Here is a 20648-nt window from a genome sequence, read left to right as displayed (position 1 = left end):
CATCGTCAGGCCTGCACGAATGCCAGCAGGTCGGCGTTCAGGACGTCCGCGTTGACCGTCAGCATCCCGTGCGAGTAGCCCGGGTAGGTTTTCAGCGTGCCGTTCTTCAGCAGCTTGATCGACTTCAGCGCGGCGTCCGCGATCGGCACGATCTGGTCGTCTTCGCCGTGCAGCACGAGCGTCGGGACGGAGATCGACCTCAGGTCGTCGGTCTGGTCCGTTTCCGAGAATGCCTTGATGCCTTCGTAGTGCGCCTTCGCACTGCCTTCCATGCCTTGGCGCCACCAGTTGCGGATCACGCCCTGATGCACGGTTGCGCCCTCCCGGTTGAACCCGTAGAACGGGCCGCTCGGCACATCCAGGAAGAACTGCGCGCGATTGTCCGCCAGCGCTTTGCGGAAGCCGTCGAACACCTCGAGCGGCAGGCCTTCGGGGTTCGATTCGGTTTTCAGCATCAGCGGCGGCACCGCGCTGACCAGCACGGCCTTCGCGACGCGGCCGGCCGGCTCGCCGTGCTTCGCGACATAGCGCGCGACTTCGCCGCCGCCGGTCGAGTGGCCGATATGCACGGCATTGCGCAGGTCGAGCGCTTCGACGACCGCGAACGCATCCGCGGCGTAATGATCCATGTCGTGGCCGTCCGAGACTTGCGCCGAGCGCCCGTGGCCGCGCCGGTCGTGTGCGATCACGCGATAGCCCTTCTGGACGAAGAACAGCAGCTGCGCATCCCAGTCGTCGCTGGACAGCGGCCAGCCGTGGTGGAACATGACGGGCTGCGCGTCTTTCGGACCCCAATCCTTGTAGAAAATCTCGACGTTGTCCTTCGTGGTGACGTATGGCATCGCGATGCTCCTGTGAGGTGGATGAACGTGGCGAACGGGCCGCAGCCATTATCGGCCATTATTGTGAAACCCCGGTGCCATCGTGCGTCGCGACAATCGATCATCCACCGGCAGGAAAGGAACGGTGCCGCGCGTCAACCGTCCGTCGAGACCGTCACGGCTTCCCACTCGCGGATTTCGTCGTCCAGTGCGGACAGCTTGTTCCGCACCAGCCGCAGTGCATCGCTACCGAGCAGCAAATGCGCGGGCGGGTGTTCGGCTGCGATGACGGCGAGCATCGCCCGCGCGGCCTTCGCGGGGTCGCCCGGCTGCTTGCCGCTCTTCTCCTCGCGCGCCTGGCGGATCGGGTCGAAGAGCGCGTCGTAGTCGGCGATCGAGCGCGGCGTGCGGGCCATCGAGCGGCCGGCCCAGTCGGTGCGGAACGATCCCGGCGCGACGGCCGTCACCGCGATGCCGAACGGCTCGAGCTCCTTGCCGAGCGATTCGGAAATGCCTTCCAGCGCGAATTTGCTGCCGCAGTAGTAAGCGATGCCCGGCATCGTGATGTGGCCGCCCATCGACGTGATGTTCAGGATGCGTCCGCGCCGGCGTTCGCGCATGAACGGCACGACGGCCTTCATCATCGCGACCGCGCCGAACACGTTCACGTCGAACTGCCGGCGCATCTCCGCGAGCGGCGCTTCCTCCATGATCCCTTCGTGCCCGTAGCCCGCGTTGTTCACCAGCACGTCGACGGGCCCGACGTTCGCCTCGATCTCCGCGACGACGCCGTCGATGCGGTCGAAGTCGGTCACGTCGAGCACGCGCGCGAACGCCGCCTGCGCGGACAGCGCTTCGAATTCCCGCGCCGCCTGCTCGCTTCGCACCGTACCGACCACCGTGTGACCGGCCGCCAGCGCCTCCTGTGCCAGCGCGCGACCGAACCCGCTGCTGACGCCCGTGATGAGCATGATGTTGCCGGATGCCATGTGTGCTTCTCCCAAATGTCGATTGGAGCATGCATACTAGTCTGGCGAGCAACGCCGAATAAGCCCGATTCCGCTGATTTTCTTGCACAAAACTATGAGCGCCGCCCCCACCTCCGCCCAACCACCATCGCCGTCTCCGCGCGACCGGAAGCGCCTGGCGACGCTGCTGCGCGCGCTGGCGCCCGACGAGGGCTACAACCTGACGGCACTGCCGAGCGTGCGCATCCTGCGTTCGAACCGCGCGCTGTCGCGCACGCCGGTGCTGTACGACCCCGGCATCGTGATCGTGTGCCAGGGATCCAAGCGCGGCTACTTCGGCGGCGAACGCTACCTGTACGACGAACACCACTACCTGGCCGTGTCCGTGCCTGTCCCGTTCAGCATGGAAACCGACGCGACGCCCGAGCGCCCGCTGCTCGCGCTGTACCTGCACCTCGATTTCACGCTGGCCGCCGAACTCGCGGCGCAGATCGACCGCGCAGGCAGCGCGGAACCCGTGCAGGCGCCGAAGAGCATGATGTCGACGCCGATGGATCACGCGATGCACGCATCGGTGCTGCGTTTCGTCGAGGCGATGCACCGGCCGCTCGACGCCGCGGTGCTCGGCCCGGCGTTGCTGCGCGAGCTGTATTTCCGGGTGCTGACCGGCGCCCAGGGCAGCGCGATGCGAAGCGCGCTCGCGATGCGCGGGCAGTTCGGCCGGATCGGCCGGTCGCTGCGCGTGATCCACGCCGACTTCGCGCAGCCGCTCGACGTGTCGCAACTGGCCAACGAAGCCGGCATGAGCGTGCCGAGCTTTCACAGTCACTTCAAGGCGATCACGCGGGTCTCGCCGATGCAATACCTGAAGTCGACGCGCCTGCATCAGGCCCGGCTATTGATGGTGCGCCAGGACCTGACGGCGGAAGCAGCCGGCTACGCGGTCGGCTATACGAGCCCGTCGCAATTCAGCCGTGAATTCAAGCGCCTGTTCGGCCTCACGCCGGCGAAGGAAACGCAGCGCATGCGTGAAAGCTTCGCGATTCCGGAGGCATTCGACGACGCGGTGTTCGTGTCGTCGCATTGATGGTCGAGCGACGAAATCCGGCCGCGCCGCACGCACTCAACGTGCGGCATCGAGCGCCAGGCCGGCCAGCGACTTCAGGATGAACGCGGTCACGCCCCAGATGTCCTGCGGCTGGTCCGCCCAGTACCAGCCGCCCGCGCGTTCGCCGTCGCTGTACTGCCGCGGCAGGTCGGGATTCAGCAGCGCCGAGAACGGAAACTCGAAGATCTCCTCGACTTCGACCGGCGCGGCCTCCCATGCGGCGGTTTCCGGCACGATGCCGATCACGGGAAAGATTGCGTGATTGCGCTTGCGGGTTTTATGAATCGGCAGGCTGCCGACCACGCAGACCGCAGCGGGATCGAGGGCGATTTCCTCGAATGCCTCGCGCAGCGCGGTCGCGCCGATGCTCGCGTCGGATTCGGTCGGACGCCCGCCCGGAAAGCTCACGTGCGATGCGTATTCGCTGAGCCCCGACGATCGCTTGGTCAGCAGGATCGTCGGCTCGCGCCGTGTGACGATCGCCACCAGGACCGCGGAGAATTTCCACTGGCCGTCGTTATCCGCGAGGGTCTGCTTCGCCGTCGGCCAATCCGTTGCGGCGGGAATGCGGAAGCCTTCCACACCTCGCACGATCGCTTCCAGTGCAGCCTGCCCGCCGGCGTGACTCGGCACGCTTCCGTCGGAATCCATGTCTTCCCCCTGCCTGCCTGAATCGGCACGCGTCGAGCGACACTGAACCCGACACGTGTTACCTGGGCGCGGCGTCGTTGTCTTGGTCGTACAACCGGATGAATCGGCATTCGAATGCGATCGCGGATAGCATGCGCGAATGCGCGAATGCCTGCTCCAGCGCAAGCGCATCCGCCATCGTTGCGGAAATCAGGATGCCTGGACCGGATCGCTGTCGGCGAACCGGATATCCCCGATGATGCATGAAAAGCGGATCGCAGGTACGCCGCCCCTTCATCGCATCTTGCGGGCACAATGACGTACCGCATGACAACGCCATGCATCGATCACGCCGGCGCAAACCGCCGATCAACCCTGCTCCAGAATCGGGCAATCGCCGCCCCCACGCGAGATTCCAATGACGCCGTATGCCTTCCGCCTGCTGAATGTCTTCGCCGAATCGACGTTCGGCGGCAACCCGCTTTGCGTATTCGAAGACGCGCGCGGCATGGACGACGCGACCATGCAGGCGCTGGCCGTGCAGTTCAACCTGTCGGAAACGACCTTCGTGCTGCCGTCCGACCATGCACACGCGCGGGTCCGCATCTTCACGCCGGGCTATGAGATGGCCTTTGCGGGCCATCCGACGCTCGGCACCGCGCATGTCGTGCGCGACCTGCTGAAAGCGGGCGACGCGCTGGCGCTCGAATTCAAGGCCGGCGTCGTCGACGTCGATGCGCGCGACGACGTGTGGACGTTCGTCGCGCCGCACGCGGGCATGCCGAAGACGGCACCGTGCGAATTGTCCGGCGCACGGACGGCGGCACTGCTGGGGCTCGCCGAAGATGATCTGCTCGCGCCGCCGATCTGGGTCGACACGGGCGCCGATCAGTTGCTCGTCGCGCTCAAGGACCCGGCTGCCGTGCGGCGCGCACGGCCCGACGGCGCTCTCCTCGACAGCTGGCCGCATAGCAGCCTCGGCCGCAGGACCGCGTATGTGTTCGCGTTCGACGCCGAACGGCCGGGGACGGTGGTGTCCCGTTACTTCTTCGTGAAGCAGGGCGGCGGCGTGTCGGAAGATCCGGGTACCGGCTCGGCCTGCGCGAACCTGGGTGGCTGGTTGCTTGCCGCCGGACGCGATCTGCCTGCCGCGTTTCAGGTCGAGCAAGGCGAAGCCGTCGGGCGGCCCTGCCTGCTGCGGTTGTCGGTCAGCGCGCATGGCAGGATCAGCGTCGGCGGGCGCGTGGTGGAACTCGGGCGCGGTGTCGTCAACGTGTAGCGGGCGGTATCTGCCGAGCGGGGCGCAGCGAGAAACCGGCCAGCGCACCCGCGATCGAACCATTCGCGGCTCGCCGTCAATCCGCCACGTATAGCGGATTCATTTCAACTGGCGCACCGCGCCGAACGAGGTCGGCGAGCGCCTGCGCCGGGTCACCGCCTCCCGACGACATCCGATCGACAAACGCGTCGGCATCTTCGATCTTTACCCATCCAACGATGGCCTCGGCCGAAACGCCCGTTGCATTCACCTCGTGCCCGGTTGGATCATCACCGTCCGGTGCAACGGTCATGTGACCGTTCGCGACCATCGTCTTCGTCATGTCGTACGCGTGCTGTCCTTCGCCCAGCCGCCGCGTGTCGATCACGTAGAGATACCCGGGCCCGGAGCCTGCGCCGTTTGCACAGTAAGGCAAAGCGTGCGCCGCAGTTTTCGCGGTCGATACTCCCGATTGCCCCGTCGCGCCCTTGGTCCGCGCAAGCCCCTGCGCCTCCAGCAGGTGCGCGTCGACGTCAAGCGGATTCCGGCTCGCGAACCCGCCGGCCCCGACCACTTCGCTCGGCGAGCGCGAATCGCCTCGGAACACCATCCCGTGATAGGCAAACAGCGCTTCGTTCGCCGGCGACACGGTCGAGCGCCCCGCCGCAGCCGTCACGCCGTGCGGCTGCGCCCCGACGACGAAGCGCGTCAGATCCGCCGGGCTCCGGATCGCGAGCGCCCCGCCGTCGGGCGTTCGGCCTTCGACCGGCATGTCCATGCCCAGCGTGCCCATGACCTCCGCAGAGAAGTCGCCGACGCCCAGATCCGGCATCGGCAGCTCGAACGCGCCGCCCGATGTTGCGTCGGCGGACGCCGATTCCAGCGCACCGGACGTGTGCGCGCCTTTCTCCGTGCGCGATGGCAGCGCGCGCGCATCGCCGCCGTGCAGCACGAACGTGCAGTTGCTCCGCTGATCGTGGCACAGCACCGCGTCGACGTGCGAAGCCGGGCTGCCGGCAGCAGCAGCCGCTCCGCCGACAAGATGCGGCGCCCCCTCGCCGGTCGCATCGACGATTTTCACGTTCGCGCCGGGCTTGCCGAACACGTCCGCCGCAATGCGCACGATCGCGTCCCGATCGCGCACCACGTCGACGTGGCGATCCGGCTGCGCGGCCGTTATCTCGGCCAGGATGCGGCGGCGTGCGCTCATCACCTTGCGCGACGCGATGTTCGTCGGCATTTCGCTGTGTCCACCGAGTTGCTGATGCAGCGCATACAGCATCGAGTCCAGTCCCGGCGAGCCATGGTTGCCGATCACGCTGACGCCGGCCTGTTCCAGCTTCAGACGCCACGTCAACGGCTCGGCGGCCGACACGCCCTGCTCCGGCATCCGGTCCGCCACCGCCGAGGCCGCGTCGACGCCGCGCGAATCCAGCACCTGGTCGGAAAAGCGGCGCCGCAGGTGCTCGCCGAACAGGTGCGATTCGAGCCACGCGGCCGCCTTGTGCTTCGGCATCGCTTCCAGCTCGCCGATTTCCGTCTCGGTGAAGCGAAAGTCGCGCAACGTGTTGCGCGCGGCCACCGCGGCAGGGCCGCCGCCGCGCAGTTCCGCGGCGAACAGCCGTGCGGCGAACACGGGGTTGTCGGCCGCGAAGCGCGTCGCCAGCATGCCGGTCACTTCCGACGCCGGCCGGCCGCGATACGGCGCCACGTCGAAACCGACAGTCGCCGGCGCGTCGCCGCCGGCCACGCGTGCGCCGAGCGCGGCGAGCGCCGGCCCGGGCGTATAGGCAGCCTCTTCAAGACAATGCGCCTGCAATGCGTCGTAGCTGTCGTCCGGCTGCGACATCGGCGTGATGCCGGCGAGTGCCGTGTAGCTGTCGCCGCTGCCGAGCGCGGCTTCGCGCGCGACAAACGCGAGTGCATCGCGCTGCTGTGCGTCGGTGCCGAGCCCGCTGCATTCCTCGGCGAGCACACGCAGTGCCAGCTTCGCGCTCGCGTCCGGAGCATGCGCGGTCAGCAGCGCACGCGCGTCGTCGAAGCGGTCCGCGCGCTCCAGCGCATTGAGCTTCGCGATGTCGCCGGGCGACATCTTCAGCGTGTTCGCAAGGAAATGATCGGCATTGCGCAGCCGCATCGCACGTGCGCCGCCGTTCGCGATTCTTGCATGGAGATCGGGCAACCCGCGCAGCAACGCCTCCTCGCGCATCGCCGCGGTAACGGGAATCGCATTGCGCCGGTTGATGTCGGCGGCAAGCGAACGCCGGCCGGCATACGCGAGATAGACGGGGCTCATCACCGCGCGCGTCGCGCTGACGCCTGCCGCCGCACCGGGATTCGCCGCCAGTTCCGCGATGGACAACGCGCCGCTTACGGCTCCGTAGCCGACCTGCACCTTCGCATGACGCTTCTCCTCACGGAGCGCGTCGAGGGCGACGTCCTGATGCGCGAGGATGTGCTTGCGCAGCGTGTCGGTCGTGTCCATGTGCGGATGCGTGCGGCCGGTCTGCAACGGCAGCACCTTCTGGTTGTAGCGCGTCCGCAGCTCGCCGAGCCGGTCGAGGTCGGTGCCCTGCGAGAATTGCCTGACGAGCGCGGCGCGAATATCGGCCCGCTGAGGGCGCGTGGTCGGCAGCGTCGCGTCGGCCTTCCAGAAGCGCCACGAGCCGAAGTGCAGCGTCGCGTGGAAGCGCTCGCGGTCCGCGGCCGGCAGTGCCTGGTAGCGCGCGATGAAGGCCGGCACATCGCCGGCCGCGGCGATCGCGCGCAGCGTCGATGGCGGGAACGCGTGCAGGTCGATGCCGGCCTTGCGCAGTTGCGCTTCCGCGGACGCGACGGCCGGCGAACTCCTGGCACCCAGCGCCTCCGAGCGGGCGGTCTTCAGCGCATCGAACACGGCCTCGCTGCGGCCGGGCCGCACTTCGGCCTCGATCAGCGCGTCGATCACGGCCTCGCGGGCGCCGCGCCGCATGCTCGCACTGTTCAGGTTGGTCGTGCGCCCCATGTTCAGCACCTGCACCGCATTGCGCGTACTGGGGAAGTGCAGCAGGTTGAGCAGCTTTTTCTGGCCAACCAGACCGAGGGCGTTGAAATGCTTCACGAAGCGCGCGACCTCCGCATCGCTGCGCGTGCGCAGGATCGCGTAGGCGTTCGAGCCGATCCGGCCGGACGCGTGCAGATCGTCGAGTTCACGCAGCGCGGCGCCGGACGAATCCGTACGCGCGCTGACCGGGTTCCTGACCGCCGCACGCAGCAACTGGATGCGATCGACGCTGCGGTCGACCTTCGCGCTCGTCATCGCACCGGCCGCAACGTACATCGCGCTGCCGGCCAGGCCGATCGCGCCGTCGGCAGTCACCGCGTGACTGCCGTACATCGACTGCCCATGATGCGCGGCACTCTCGCCGCGCCCGACCTCGCCCAGCACGCCGAGCCCGACGTCGCGGATCGCGCCGGGCGCGGCACGCGCGGCGTTACCTTTCGCGAGATCGTACGCGACCCGCGCGTCGTTGCCGGCGAGCGTGCCCGGCTTTGCATCCTTCGCGGCGCTCGCGGTCTTGGCCAGCGTCACCGTCTTGTTGGTCATCGAGACCGCGGTCGCGGCAACGTCGAGCGCCTGCGGCAACATGCCGATACCGGTGGTCGCCTCGCCGACCACGTGCGTCTGCTCGGTCGCGCCGTGGAACGTGCTGACGAGCCCGCTACCGGCGGCGGTCGCATTGGACGCAGCCCACAACTCGTAGCTGGCCGCCGCCGCCGCGCCCACTTCCGGCTCGGCTTTCTCGAGCCCCTTCGCGACCTTGCCGCCTAGCCGGCGCGGAACCTTCGACAGTCCGTCGAGCAGCGTGTGCCGCGCTTGTGCCGCGGGTTTGTCCACGTCGGCGTGAGTGGTTGGCGCGTCGCTGCTCGTGCTGGTGGTATCGGCGCTCGATGAGTGAAGCCGGCCAGGAAGCCGCAGGGGCATGGGGAGATCCTCGAATCATGACGGCGACCGCGCGTCGGCGGCGCCGTCATCACGAATACGGTATCGGATTGATTCGGGTAGTAGATCGGAGATCGCCCGCATGATGAAACATGATCGGAATTCATGTCGCGAAATGCGAAATGAGTCGCAGCCGGCACGCGTGGCCGGACAGGAAACTGTCACAAACAACAGGATCGGCCGCGCGCCGGGCGCAGGAAGAAATGGCGGCCGCCCGCCACATGCCGCCCCCCTCCCCGGACGGCCAGCCCAAATAGTGATCAATTTCACATTTCAAGATTGCATTCTCACATTTTATGTGATTTTATTATCACCTGTTGCGGCCGCCAGCGACCACGCGCGGCCCACCTCATACCAAGGAAGAGACCCAGATGGAGACAATCGCCGTTATCGGCAGCAACATGGTCGACCTCGTGACCTATGTCGAACGCATGCCCGCCCGCGGTGAAACGCTCGAGGCGCCGAACTTCGAGCTCGGCTGCGGCGGCAAGGGCGCGAACCAGGCCGTCGCGGCCGCCCGCCTCGGCGCGCGCGTCGTGATGGTCACGAAGGTCGGCGACGACGTGTTCGCCGACAACACGATCCGCAACTTCGAGCGCGAAGGGATCGACACCACGCACGTGCGCAAGGTCGCCGGCGTGCCGAGCGGCGTCGCGCCGATCTTCGTCGAACCCGATTCGAGCAACAGCATCCTGATCGTCAAGGGTGCGAACCGCCACCTGAAACCAGCCGACATCGACGCGGCCGCGCCGGCGCTCGCCGAATGCGCACTGATCGTGCTGCAGCTCGAGATCGAACTCGATACCGTCTATCACGCGATTGAATTCGGCGCGCGCCACGGCATCCCCGTGCTGCTGAACCCCGCACCTGCGGTGGCCGGCCTCGATTTCGACCGGATCCGTTCCGTCGAATTCTTCGTGCCGAACGAAACCGAGCTCGCGATCGTGTCGGGCATGCCGGTCGATTCGCGCGAGAGCGCCACCCGCGCCGCCGAAGCGCTGGTCGCACGCGGCCTGAAGCACGTGCTCGTCACGCTCGGCAGCAACGGCTCGCTGCTCGTCTCGCGCGACCGCGTGCAGCACGTGCCGGGCGTCCCGGTCGACGCGCGCGACACGACGGGCGCCGGCGATGCGTACATCGGCTGCTTCGCGCGCTGCTACGCCCAATCGCGCGACGCAGTCGACGCGATGCGCTACGCGTCCGCGTATGCCGCGCATTCGGTCACGGGCCTCGGCACGCAGAAGTCGTACGCCGACGCCGCGACGTTCGAACGCTTCCTCCACGACGCCGGCTTCTGATCGGCGCCTTCATCGACGAGACATTGGGAAGGAGACACCCATGAGCCGAGCCAGGATCGAACACACCTCCGACGGCTATTACCTGAACCGCACGCCGCTCTTCGCGTTCACGCTGCTGTGCTGCCTGTTCGCGCTGTGGGGCACCGCCGCGAACCTGAACGACGTGCTGATCGCGCAATTCAAGAAATCGTTCTTCCTGTCCGACTTCGAATCGGCATTCGTGCAGTCCGCGTTCTATCTCGGCTACTTCTTCCTCGCGATTCCGGCCGCGACCGTCGTGAAGAAGTTCAGCTACAAGACGACGATCCTCGTCGGCCTGCTGCTCTACACGACCGGCTGCCTGCTGTTCTTCCCGGCCGCGTCGATGGCGAAATACGGGATGTTCCTCGTCGCGCTGTTCGTGATCGCGGCCGGCCTGTCGTTCCTCGAAACGGCGTCGAACTCGTATTCGACGCTGATGGGCCCGCGCGACACCAGCACGCGGCGGCTGAACATCTCGCAGACGTTCTATCCGTTCGGCGCGATGGCCGGCGTCTACATGGGCAGCCTCCTGATCTTCAAGGAAGGCGACGCGTCGCACGCGCAGCTCGCGGCGATGTCGGCGGCCGACGCGCGCGTGCACCAGCTCGCGATGATCCAGGCCACGCTCGCGCCGTACAAATGGCTGATCGCCGTGCTCGTCGCCGTGTTCATCGTGTTCGCGCTCACGCCCTACCCGGCCTGCAAGGGCAACGGGCCCGGCGCGATCACGCACCGGATCGACGCGCGCGGCACGCTCGCGCGGCTGTTCGGCAACCGGCGCTTCGTCGCGGGCGTCGTCGCGCAGTTCCTGTATGTCGGTGCGCAAGTGGGCGTGTGGAGCTTCACGATCCGGCTCGCGATGCAGATCGGCGGCCTCACCGAGCGCGGCGCGTCGCACTACCTGCTCGCGACGTTCTTCGCGTTCTTCGTCGGCAAGCTGGTCGCGACGCTCGTGATGAAACGCGTCGGCCCGGCCAAGGTGCTGATCGTCTACGGCATCCTGTGCATCGCGCTGCTCGCGTACACGATCAGCGTGCACAACATCACGGCCGTCTATGCGGCCGTGTGCGTGAGCGTGTTCCTCGGCCCGTGCTGGCCGACGATCTATGGCCTGACGATCGACGGTCTCGGCAAGGACACCGAATACGGCGGCTCGATCCTCGTGATGAGCATCGTCGGCGGCGCGGTCGTGCCGCTGATCCAGGGGCTGATCTCCGATCACACCGGCGGCAACATGCAGCTCGCGTTCGTCGTGCCGCTCGCATGCTTCGTCGTGATCGTCTACTACGGCTTCTACTGCCTGCGCCACCTGCCGGCCGCGACGCCCGACGCCGCCGCCGACGGCCGCGCAACCGCGCGCTACGCCGCGTCGCGCAACACGTCGGGAGCGTGACCATGCGAGGCGAGATCGAACTGCGGCGCGACGACTTCCGCGAAGCGCCGCGCACGCTGTACCGCACCGACGGCCTCACCGTCACCGCGTTCGCGTATCCGTCCGGCGTCGAGGCGCTGCGGCTCGAGAACCGTCGCGGTCACCTCGTCGTGCTGCCGTATCTCGGCCAGATGATCTGGGCCGCCGAATTCGACGGCCGCGACCTGACGATGAAGCACATGTTCCGGCAGCCGAAGCGCGCAACGTCGATCATCGATACCTACGGCTGCTTCATGTTCCACAGCGGGCTGCTGCGCAACGGCTGCCCGGGGCCGGACGACACGCATGCGCTGCACGGCGAGATGCCATGCGCGCCGATGGACCGCGCGAGCCTCGTCGTCGGCGCGGATGCGCGCGGCGCGATCGTCGAAGTGACCGGCGAATACGAGTACGTGCAGGGCTTCGGCAGCCACTATGTCGCACGTCCGTCGGTGCGGCTCGCCGAGCACGACGCGCGGATGACGATCACGATGGCCGTGACGAACCTCGGCGGCACGCCGATGGACCTGATGTACATGGCCCACCTGAACTACGCGTACGTGCCGGGCGGCCGCTTCACGCAGTCGCTGTCGCACGGCGGGTTGCGGCTGCGCGACAGCGTGCCCGCGCACGTGAAGCCGACCGCTGCATGGCGCGACTACACGGCCGCGCTCGCGCACGAACCCGAGCGGCTCGCGACGCTCGATACGCCCGCGCTGTACGATCCCGAGATCGTGTTCTTCATGAACGGTGCGGAAACGGACGCCGACGGCGTCGCGCATTTCCGGCTCGCGCATCCGGACGGCGGCGCGTTCCACACCGCGTATCGCCCGGAGCAATTTCCGCATGCGGCGCGCTGGATCCTGCACAACGCGGACCAGCAGGTCGCCGCGTTCGCGCTGCCGTCGACCTGCGAGCCGGAGGGGTATGAAGCCGAACGCCGCAAGGGCCATGTCGCGGCGCTCGCGCCGGGTGCGACGCGCCGCTTCGAAGTGCTCACCGGCTACGTGAGCGCGACGGAAGCACGTGATGCTTGATGCGATGCAAGGCGCGATGCATGGCCGCGCGGCATCAGGTCACGAGCGCGATCCCGTGTTCGCGGATCGCCGTTTCGTAGCGGCGACTCAGTTGCCCGTCGGAGATCACGTAGTTGAAATCGGTCAGTTCGGCGAAGTAGGCCGCGCGCACTTCGTCGAACTTCGTGTGATCGACGAGCAGGAAGCGGTTCTGCGCGCGTGCCATCACCTTCTTCTTCGCGTCGACTTCGTGGAAATTGAAGCACGTAACGCCGCAGCGGTCGCTGACGCCGGCCGCCGAGATGAACGCCTTCGACACGCGCACCGAGTCGAGAATCCCCGTTTCGGCGACCGATTCGAACACCATGTTCTGGCGGTGATACGCGCCGCCGCACAGGATCACGTTGCAATGCGGCTTCTGCTGCAGCTTCGCGAACACGTTCAGCGAGTTGCAGACCGCCGTGAATTCGAGGTCGTCGGGGATGAAATCGACGATGAACGGCGTGGTCGAGCCGCAGTCGACGAAGATCGTGTCGCCGGTCGTCACGAACTGCGCGGCCAGCTTGCCGATGCGGCGCTTCTCCTCGGTCTGCCGGTTGTTCTCCGCGCTGATCAGGTATTCGCCGATGTCGCTGCGCTGCGCGGCGAAATGGCGCGTCACGTAGCCGCCGATCAGGCTGAGGCCGTGCGGGTTGTCCGCGAGATCGCGGCGGATCGTCATCTCGGACACGCCGAACAGCTCGGCGACTTCCTTCAGATGAATCGCGTTCTGCCCTTGCAGCACGTTCATCAATGTCTTGATCCGTTCGCCCTTCTTTGTTTCCATGCCTGTATCCTGCGTGCCCGTCGCGTGAGTCGCTCGTCGTGCCGGGCGCGCAGGCCCGGCCGGAATGTCGTATTTGTAACAAACCGATGTGAAAACATCAACTTTCCGTGTGCCCTTCCGGCACACGAACCGTGGAGTCCTGACACATGCCGCTTTCCAACGCCCAACTCGCCCAAACCATCGATCACACGCTGCTCGCGCCCGATGCGAGCGACGCGCAGATCCGCGAACTCTGCCGCCAGGCGGCCGAGCATCGCTTTTACTCGGTCTGCGTGAATTCGGCGAACGTGCCGCTCGCCGCGCGCGAACTGGCAGACACCGGCGTGCTCGTCTGCGCGGTGGTCGGCTTCCCGCTCGGTGCGGGGCTGTCGGCCGCGAAGGCATTCGAAGCCACCGCCGCGATCGACGCGGGCGCCGGCGAGATCGACATGGTGATCAACCTCGGCGCGCTGAAGAGCGGCCGCGCCGACGACGTGAAGGCCGACATCGCGGCCGTGCACCGCGCATGCGGCGCGGTGCCGCTCAAGGTGATCCTCGAAACGGGGCTGCTGTCCGACGACGAGAAGGTGCGCGTGTGCGAGATGTGCCGCGATCTCGGCGTCGCGTTCGTGAAGACGTCGACCGGGTTCGGCCACGGCGGCGCGACGCTCGCGGACGTCGCGCTGATGCGCCGCACGGTCGGGCCGACGCTCGGCGTGAAGGCATCGGGCGGCGTGCGCGACCGCGCGGCCGCACTCGCGATGCTCGAAGCCGGCGCGACGCGGCTCGGCACGAGCTCGGGGGTCGCGATCGTCACCGATCAGGGTGGTGGCGGGTCGGGGTACTGACGCACGAACGGCCGGCCTTCGCACGCGTGCATCACGCGTCAGGACCGGCCGTCGGCAACCAACGTAAGATATCGAACAGAAGCGTCCCGCGCGAAAATACGAAAATCGAAAATCAGAGCTCATCTGCATCGCTTCGCGATCCCCGAACTTATCGTCAAGGCGCCAATGCAAGCCAATCTTCGGTCCCGGTTCCATCGCGAAGGCTTTGCGGTTATCGACCGGCTGATCGACACATCGGAGATCGAGGACTTGCGCGAAATGGGCCATCGTCTGCTCGGCAGCCGCACCGGCTATGCGCAGGGCCTGATGTTCGATTTCTATCCCGAGTCGAACGGGCGTGATGCCGGGCCTCAACTTCTCCAACTCCACTGGGCATCCTATTTCGAGCGTCGGCTATCGAAACTCCGTATCCGCCGTGCCGCGTTCGATATCGCCAGGGCGCTGCTCGGCCCGGATGTTCGCTTTGCCGGCGACAGCTTTTTCCTGAAGCAGTCGCGTACGGACACCGTGACGCCCTGGCATCAGGACGACGCGTTTACCGACGCGCGCATCGACCATCGCGAAGTCAATTTCTGGATTCCGTTACAAGCCGTCTCGATCGACAACGGATGCATGCAGTTCATCCCCGGATCCCATCTGTACGACGTCCTTCCGCATGTCCCGCTCGGCGGCGACGTGACCGCACATGGACTCGAGTGTGTTGGCGGATTCGATCCGGCGCGCGCCGTGGCGTGTCCGTTGATGCCGGGAGACTGCACCGTGCATGCGGGACGCACGCTGCATGCCGCGGGGGCAAACTTCTCGGACCAGCCGCGGTTCGCGTATTCGCTCAATTTCCGGTTGCCGCGACGGCGCTCGACCAGGGCGACGAACTTTCCCTGGCACGACACGTGGCGGCCCTCGCGCATCGAGCGCTCCCGGGCGTCCCGGAGCCTGCGTGGGTACTGGCCGCACCTTCGACGCGAGCTGTACACGTTCGATTTCCGCAATCCGTTCGAGTGGCAGCTCGCGGGCGGCAGGATCGCGCGTTGGCTGAACGTGTCGCGGCAGCCGATGCGCGAACCCGAGCCGGAATGAATCGTGGCGGGATCGGTGCAGAGCTGCCACCTGTCCCATACGCGTGCGTCACGCGTGAAGACCGGCCCGCTGGATCCAGCGCACGATCGGCACCATGCGTGCGGTGCCCGGCAAATGCACGCGGTTCGGCCAACGACACTGCCCCGCCTCTTTCGCGCATGCGACAACCCCGGCACAATGCCGCCCATGCGCTACGACAACGCCTTCGCCTACCCGTCCACCGGCCTCGCCGGGCGGCTCGCCAACCGGATCGTCGCGAGCGGCCCGCTGCTGCGCGCACGCCGCGCGCTGCTGTCTCGGCTGCCGTTCCTGCAGCTCGCGCGGCGCTCCACGCATGGGGTGCGCGACGCTTTGGCTGACAAATATTGTGAAAATTTCCGCCCAAAGAACTAGCGCTCACTCATCATGGCTTGGAATGCGAGTCCGGCGATCTATCCGTCACGTCTTCGCTCCCGCATGCGCCGCGGTTCCGGGATAGGCATAGGTCCAGATTACCGATCATGACGCCATGATCAAAGTATCCGGCGGAAAAGAAACTTCGGCCTATGTCCGTGAAATTAAAATCGACCGGATCTACCCGCTACTCAGCGAGAAGGAAACAGCCCGTGCTTATTTTCTGGGACGGTGCCGATCCATTATCGACATCCGGGAACACCGGCCCATCCTGGATCGCGATCGTATCTTGCAGTTTTCTCAACAATGTGACGTTCGTCATCCGTTCCACGACGGCGCACCGGAACCGTTCACATTGAATTTTCTCGTTACAGAGCTGATGACAAGGGGCTTGCGTAGTCGGTGCCAGCCTGCGGTCGCACGACGTGATCCTGACGCTGTCGCGACTCGTGCGCTTGCGCAGCAAGCTGCGCGACGGATTGCTGAACCGCGAACGGTTCCGTAACCGTGCCGAGACAAAGCTGTTCATCGAACGCTGGCGGCAGCTCTTCAACGAGCGTCGGCCCCACAGCGCACCTCGCTACCAGCCTCCGGCCACGGTCCGTCGAGCCTGGATGGATTCCGATAACATCAACGCGAGACTCACTGCGTGACAGGTCACAACATTCCGCCGCAAGACAATCCTGCTCTCGTCATGCTCACTGGTCCGCATCGTCGCGCGGCACCCGAAACGTCTCGGGATCCTTACCTACGAGCCATCGCGGCGTTCTTCCCCTCCCCGACCACGTGACGCCCGTTTTCGGGTCCCAATACTTCGGCTTGATCCTTTTCCGCTCACGCGGTTTCGACTGCGTGCCGTCGACAATAGCCCGAATGTCGACCCCGCTTTCTGAAAGCAGTGCCAACACCCGCTCGGCTATCAGCTTCGCCTCGTACTCGCGTACGGCGTCGATATCCTGCTTCAGTTTCTCGAAGTCAGCGATCAACTCGCTATACGTCTTCATAGATGAAGCCCCCACATCGTTGACCACACAACCTTCATCGTTGAATACACAACCGTCATTCCATCGCACATGTGACGCACACCACGCAACCAACTTGATGAAGCCAGCCAAGATTGCCCGTGAAGGAACGGAAGCACGTCGGCTGCCATCCTTGTCATCCGGGCCAATCCCGCTTACGACGCTTCTATCTTGCTGTCCGCCGGCATCGCATGGTGCCCGATCATCGAGCGCATGAGCACCCCATGCTTCCGTCCCAACTCCTCTGCCTTGCCGAGCAGGTTCGATGACAGACGGATCGGCGATATGTGTACTGCGTCGTCAACGCCTTTCCTGATACCCACTGAGACGGCGGAATCCGGCCCGTAAAGCCCCTCCGTCACTCCGTAGTCGTAAACCATCAGATAGACCTTGCTTTCCACCTCGTCGAATACCGCACTCAATATCGCGTTCAGTCTTTTCCGGAAAGTCGACAACACCCGACTCAATTGCTCGTCGTTTGCTATTTCTTCCAGTCCGGCAAGCAGTTCATCCCGCACATCCATATCAGAGCCCCGTTCTCACCCGGCATCGAAAAGCTCGCCCGATACCCGACGGGCGAACACGAATACGTTCGACATCCAGGTCGAACGGTCATTGTCGCGGCGACACTCGGCGCCAGCGACATGCGCGCACTCTCAACGCGTCGAATAAAAAGGCGCGACATGTCATCGCGCAAATGCACCCCGAGGACTTTCAGGTTCAAGGTACAAAACATTCAAATACGACCTGCCTCGATCTCAAATGCATCGACTGCGTAGCCGGCTATCGAATGAGCGAAATTTCGACACGCCGATTGCTGGCGCGGCCCTCTGGCGTCGCGTTGGTCGCGGCCGGATCGACCTTGCCGCGGCCCGTAACCGACCATGAGCCGCCCCTCAATCCCTGCGCCTTCAAATAGCTCGCCACGGACTGTGCACGGCGCTGCGACAGCACGAGGTTATAGGCGTCGCTGCCGACGGAATCCGTGTAGCCGGTGACCACCACCTGCGAGTAGGTAATGTCTTCGCGTTCGCCAAGCAGCTTGTCGAGCGACGCACGGGCCGTCGGCGTGAGAGCAGCCTGACCGGTTGCGAACAACGTGTCGCCCGACAGTCGCAGGTGCTCGACCGGTACCGTCACCGGTGCGAGCGTTTCCGGTACAGCTGCTCGAGCAACAGGTGCCGGCGCCGCGCCGCACTGGAAGACCAGCATGGCCGGATCGGATTTGTCGCGCAGCGCGCGGGCCGAATCGACGGTACGCACGGGCTGGTCGCCGCAGATCTTGCGGGCGGCCTTCATGCAGGTCTGCGGGCCCGACAGCAGGCCGTGGCAGTCCACCTGGAACGTGCGCACGCCGTCGCTAGGCTGCAGTTCGGAGGCGCTGAAGGTCGGGCCGGAGGCGGTCGAGCACGCGGCGAGGGCCGTTGCGGAAAGCGCGAGCGCAAGAGCGAGTTTGTTCACGGTGACGTCCTTAAAGCTTGGGTTGACCGGGCCCGCCGCAGGGTGTGCGGCGGGCCCGTCCTGCTGTCGGGGCCGCGGGCCGTCCGGCGGGCGAGCCGGGCGGCGGGCGGCGCGACGCGTTACTTCCACTGGTACAGCATGCCGGCGCCGATCACCTTCTGACCGCCGCTGAAGCCGCCGTTGATCGACGCCTTCAGGTTCTCCGTGATGCGCGCCTGCATGTTGACCGCCATCGCCTTCTGGCCGAGGAAGGTCGACGTGCCCACGCCCATCCCGAAGTTGGCGTCGCGATCGAGCTGCGGGATCGACGCCATCGCGCCGACGGCCGCGATACCCTGCTTCGCCATCTGGTCGGTCTGCTGCAGTTGCGAACCCAACGAGTTGATCTGCGCCTGCTGGCCCGACAGTGCCGTCGACAGCGTCGTCTGCACCTGCGTCAGCTGGTTCACGTTCACCGCGTCGGTGCCTTGCGTACCCGGCGCGACGTTCGTGATCTGGCGCTGCTGCTGGTCGCTGCCGACCGACACCACGTTCGAGCGGCCGCCGTCGTTCGAACCCGCACCGATCGCCACCGAGTTCGAACCGGCCGTGACCACCGGAAGGTCGTTGCCCTTGCCGTTCATGTCGGCGGCGACGCCGTTGTTGTTCGCCGTACGCGTCGTGTTGTTGTTGATCGTCGTCGACAGCGAGTTCAGCGTGTTGTTGATGTTCGTCACGCCGGTCGACAGCGACGCCACGTTGCTGTTCGTCGTACTCAGGCCGGTGGACAGCGAACCGATGCCCGTCGAGGTCGACGTCGACAGCGAGTTGACGTTGCTGTTCGTCGTGCTGAGGCCCGTCGACAGCGAGTTGATCGCGGTCGAGGTCGACGTGGACAGCGACGCCACGTTGCTGTTCGTCGTGCTCAGGCCGGTCGACAGCGAGTTGATGCCGGTCGACAGCGACGCGACGTTCGACGCGGTGGACGTCGACAGCGTGTTGATCGCGTTGTTCGTCGCGTTCAGCTGGCTGCCGTTGATCGCGTCCGTGCTCGAAGCCGAGATCCGGCCCGCGGCGACGTTCGTGACCTGGCGTTCCTGGCCCGGTGCGCCGACGCTGACCACGCCTACCGGCGAGCTGCCCGCGAAGGAGTACGTGACACCGCCGATCGTGGCGCCCGAGGTGCCGACTGCCGCAGCCGTGACCGAATTCGCGCCGAGTGCGATCGAGTTCGCGACGTTCGCTTGCGCGTTCGTGCCGAAGGCGAGCGCATCGGCGGCCGTGGCCTTGGCAGCAGAGCCGTAGGCCTGTGCGCCGGTGGCGCTGGCCGTGGCCTGGCTGCCCAGCGCGATCGTGTTGTCCGCGGTGGCCTGGTTCGAGCTGCCGAGGGCGAGCGCGCTGGCGCCGGTTGCCGTGTTCGCGTTGCCGAGCGCCACTGCGCCGTTGCCGGTCGCCGTGTCGTTCGCGCCCAACGCCACTGCGCCAGTGCCCGTCGCGATGCTCGGGTCGCCGATCGCGACCGCGCCGTCGCCGGATGCCGTGTTGCCGGAGCCGATCGATACCGCCTTGCCGCCCGTTGCCGATGCGTTCTGGCCGATCGCGACTGCGCCCGCCGACTGCGCGTTCGAGCCGTCGCCGACTGCCACGCTGCTGGCGCCTGCCGCGCTGGCGTTCACGCCGGCGGCGAGGGCGTTGGTGCCGGTGGCGCCCGTGTTGTCGTAGTTGGCTTGCTGCACGCCGTTGTCGTTGACGCTGTAGTAGTGCGTCTTCGCGGCGTTGATCGCGGTCGAGGTCGAGGTGGACAGCGACGACACCGAGCTGTTGGTGCTGCTCAGGCCGGTGGACAGCGAGCCGATGCCGGTCGAAGTCGAGGTCGACAGGGACAGGATCGTGCTGTTGGTCGAGCTCAGACCGGTCGACAACGAGTTGATGCCCGTCGAAGTCGACGTGGACAGCGAGGTGATCGAGCTGTTGGCGGACGACAGGCCCGTCGACGTGGAGGTCGACAGCGACGACACCGAGCTGTTCGTGCTGCTCAGGCCGGTCGACAGCGAGTTGATGCCGGTCGAGGTCGAGGTGGACAGCGAGGTGATGGAGCTATTCGCCGACGACAAGCCCGTCGACGTTGAGGTCGACAGCGACGACACCGAGCTGTTCGTGCTGCTCAGGCCGGTAGACAACGAGTTGATGCCAGTCGAAGTCGACGTCGACAGCGACGTGATCGAGCTGTTGGCTGACGACAGGCCGGTCGAGGTCGACGTCGACAGCGAGGTGATCGAGCTATTGGCCGACGACAGGCCGGTCGACGTGGAAGTCGACAGGGACGTGATCGAGCTGTTAGCCGACGACAAGCCGGTCGAAGTCGAAGTCGACAGCGAGGTGATCGAGCTGTTCGCCGACGACAGGCCGGTCGACGTGGAAGTCGACAGCGAGGTGATCGAGCTGTTGGCGGACGAGAGGCCCGTCGACGTCGAGGTCGACAGCGAATCGATCGAGCTGTTCGCCGACGACAGGCCGGTCGACGTGGAGGTCGACAGCGAGGTGATCGAG

At 66.2% G+C, this 20648-nt stretch carries 18 protein-coding genes and 1 pseudogene; 10 read left to right on the top strand and 9 right to left on the bottom strand.

The annotated features are described in order from the left end of the window. Nucleotides 1–5 precede the first annotated feature (5 nt). Together DIE03_RS32730 and DIE03_RS32725 are read right to left on the bottom strand one after the other, a co-directional pair. The gene (locus DIE03_RS32730) at nt 6–842 is read right to left on the bottom strand and encodes an alpha/beta fold hydrolase (RefSeq protein WP_124456301.1); all 837 of its coding nucleotides are present in this window, start codon (nt 840–842) and stop codon (nt 6–8) included. Nucleotides 843–976: 134 nt separating this feature from the next. Then, a complete protein-coding gene (locus tag DIE03_RS32725; RefSeq protein WP_124456300.1) occupies nt 977–1810 on the bottom strand; it encodes an oxidoreductase in 834 nt (277 codons plus the stop codon). 94 nt (nt 1811–1904) lie between these two features. Here DIE03_RS32725 and DIE03_RS32720 point away from each other — a divergent pair, with 94 nt between their 5' ends. Continuing rightward, nucleotides 1905–2876 carry an AraC family transcriptional regulator gene (locus DIE03_RS32720; protein ID WP_124456299.1) on the top strand — a complete coding sequence of 324 codons (972 nt, stop codon included), beginning with the start codon at nt 1905–1907 and terminating at the stop codon, nt 2874–2876. Between the two features lie 36 nt (nt 2877–2912). Here the strand turns inward: DIE03_RS32720 and DIE03_RS32715 are convergent, their stop codons facing one another. Continuing rightward, nucleotides 2913–3548, bottom strand: coding sequence for a CoA pyrophosphatase (locus DIE03_RS32715; protein ID WP_124456298.1), 636 nt, complete (start codon nt 3546–3548; stop codon nt 2913–2915). Between the two features lie 397 nt (nt 3549–3945). Here DIE03_RS32715 and DIE03_RS32710 point away from each other — a divergent pair, with 397 nt between their 5' ends. Further along, entirely contained in the window at nt 3946–4806 is an 861-nt protein-coding gene (locus DIE03_RS32710) for a PhzF family phenazine biosynthesis protein (protein ID WP_124456297.1), read from the top strand. A 76-nt stretch (nt 4807–4882) separates the two neighbouring features. Here the strand turns inward: DIE03_RS32710 and DIE03_RS32705 are convergent, their stop codons facing one another. Beyond that, complete coding sequence (locus DIE03_RS32705) at nt 4883–8662, bottom strand: hypothetical protein (protein ID WP_124456296.1); 3780 nt, start codon at nt 8660–8662, stop codon at nt 4883–4885. Nucleotides 8663–9138: 476 nt separating this feature from the next. Between DIE03_RS32705 and rbsK the strand changes: the two genes are divergently transcribed. From rbsK to DIE03_RS32690, 3 genes are read left to right on the top strand one after another with little or no spacing between them, the layout of a single operon-like run. Beyond that, on the top strand, nt 9139–10065 hold the full coding sequence (gene rbsK, locus DIE03_RS32700) for a ribokinase (RefSeq protein ID WP_124456295.1): 927 nt from the start codon (nt 9139–9141) through the stop codon (nt 10063–10065). Between the two features lie 40 nt (nt 10066–10105). After that, a complete protein-coding gene (fucP, locus tag DIE03_RS32695) occupies nt 10106–11479 on the top strand; it encodes an L-fucose:H+ symporter permease (protein ID WP_124456294.1) in 1374 nt (457 codons plus the stop codon). 2 nt (nt 11480–11481) lie between these two features. Continuing rightward, entirely contained in the window at nt 11482–12534 is a 1053-nt protein-coding gene (locus DIE03_RS32690) for an aldose 1-epimerase family protein (protein WP_124456293.1), read from the top strand. Nucleotides 12535–12568: 34 nt separating this feature from the next. On the opposite strand, the gene deoR is transcribed toward DIE03_RS32690, so the two are convergent. Continuing rightward, a complete protein-coding gene (gene deoR / locus DIE03_RS32685) occupies nt 12569–13339 on the bottom strand; it encodes a DNA-binding transcriptional repressor DeoR (protein ID WP_059242175.1) in 771 nt (256 codons plus the stop codon). A gap of 146 nt (nt 13340–13485) precedes the next feature. Between deoR and deoC the strand changes: the two genes are divergently transcribed. The 5 genes and pseudogenes from deoC to DIE03_RS32660 form a co-directional block, all read left to right on the top strand. After that, nucleotides 13486–14166 (top strand): deoxyribose-phosphate aldolase, encoded by a 681-nt coding sequence (deoC, locus tag DIE03_RS32680; protein WP_124456292.1) that lies wholly within the window; start codon nt 13486–13488, stop codon nt 14164–14166. Between the two features lie 165 nt (nt 14167–14331). Next, a complete protein-coding gene (locus DIE03_RS32675) occupies nt 14332–15243 on the top strand; it encodes a phytanoyl-CoA dioxygenase family protein (RefSeq protein ID WP_124456291.1) in 912 nt (303 codons plus the stop codon). A gap of 186 nt (nt 15244–15429) precedes the next feature. After that, nucleotides 15430–15636, top strand: coding sequence for a hypothetical protein (locus DIE03_RS38470; protein ID WP_185658270.1), 207 nt, complete (start codon nt 15430–15432; stop codon nt 15634–15636). Between the two features lie 115 nt (nt 15637–15751). Next, complete coding sequence (locus tag DIE03_RS32665) at nt 15752–16141, top strand: hypothetical protein (RefSeq protein ID WP_124456289.1); 390 nt, start codon at nt 15752–15754, stop codon at nt 16139–16141. Continuing rightward, nucleotides 16026–16289, top strand: a pseudogene (locus tag DIE03_RS32660) (integrase core domain-containing protein); the annotation flags it as partial. The gene DIE03_RS32665 and the pseudogene DIE03_RS32660, both read left to right, overlap by 116 nt. 45 nt (nt 16290–16334) lie before the next feature. On the opposite strand, the gene DIE03_RS32655 reads toward DIE03_RS32660, so the two are convergent. The 4 genes from DIE03_RS32655 to DIE03_RS32640 form a co-directional block, all read right to left on the bottom strand. Beyond that, the gene (locus tag DIE03_RS32655) at nt 16335–16640 is read right to left on the bottom strand and encodes an H-NS family nucleoid-associated regulatory protein (protein ID WP_124456288.1); all 306 of its coding nucleotides are present in this window, start codon (nt 16638–16640) and stop codon (nt 16335–16337) included. A gap of 173 nt (nt 16641–16813) precedes the next feature. After that, nucleotides 16814–17182: a hypothetical protein gene (locus DIE03_RS32650; protein WP_124456287.1), complete on the bottom strand. Its 369-nt coding sequence runs from the start codon at nt 17180–17182 to the stop codon at nt 16814–16816. Between the two features lie 259 nt (nt 17183–17441). Continuing rightward, entirely contained in the window at nt 17442–18119 is a 678-nt protein-coding gene (locus tag DIE03_RS32645) for an OmpA family protein (protein ID WP_124456286.1), read from the bottom strand. A gap of 119 nt (nt 18120–18238) precedes the next feature. Next, nucleotides 18239–20648: YadA family autotransporter adhesin (locus tag DIE03_RS32640; protein ID WP_185658266.1), on the bottom strand; the 2410-nt coding region annotated here is incomplete at its 5' end.

This window comes from Burkholderia sp. Bp8992 (assembly GCF_003853705.1).
Taxonomy (GTDB): Bacteria; Pseudomonadota; Gammaproteobacteria; order Burkholderiales; family Burkholderiaceae; genus Burkholderia.
This window is presented reverse-complemented; position numbering and strand designations above follow the sequence as displayed.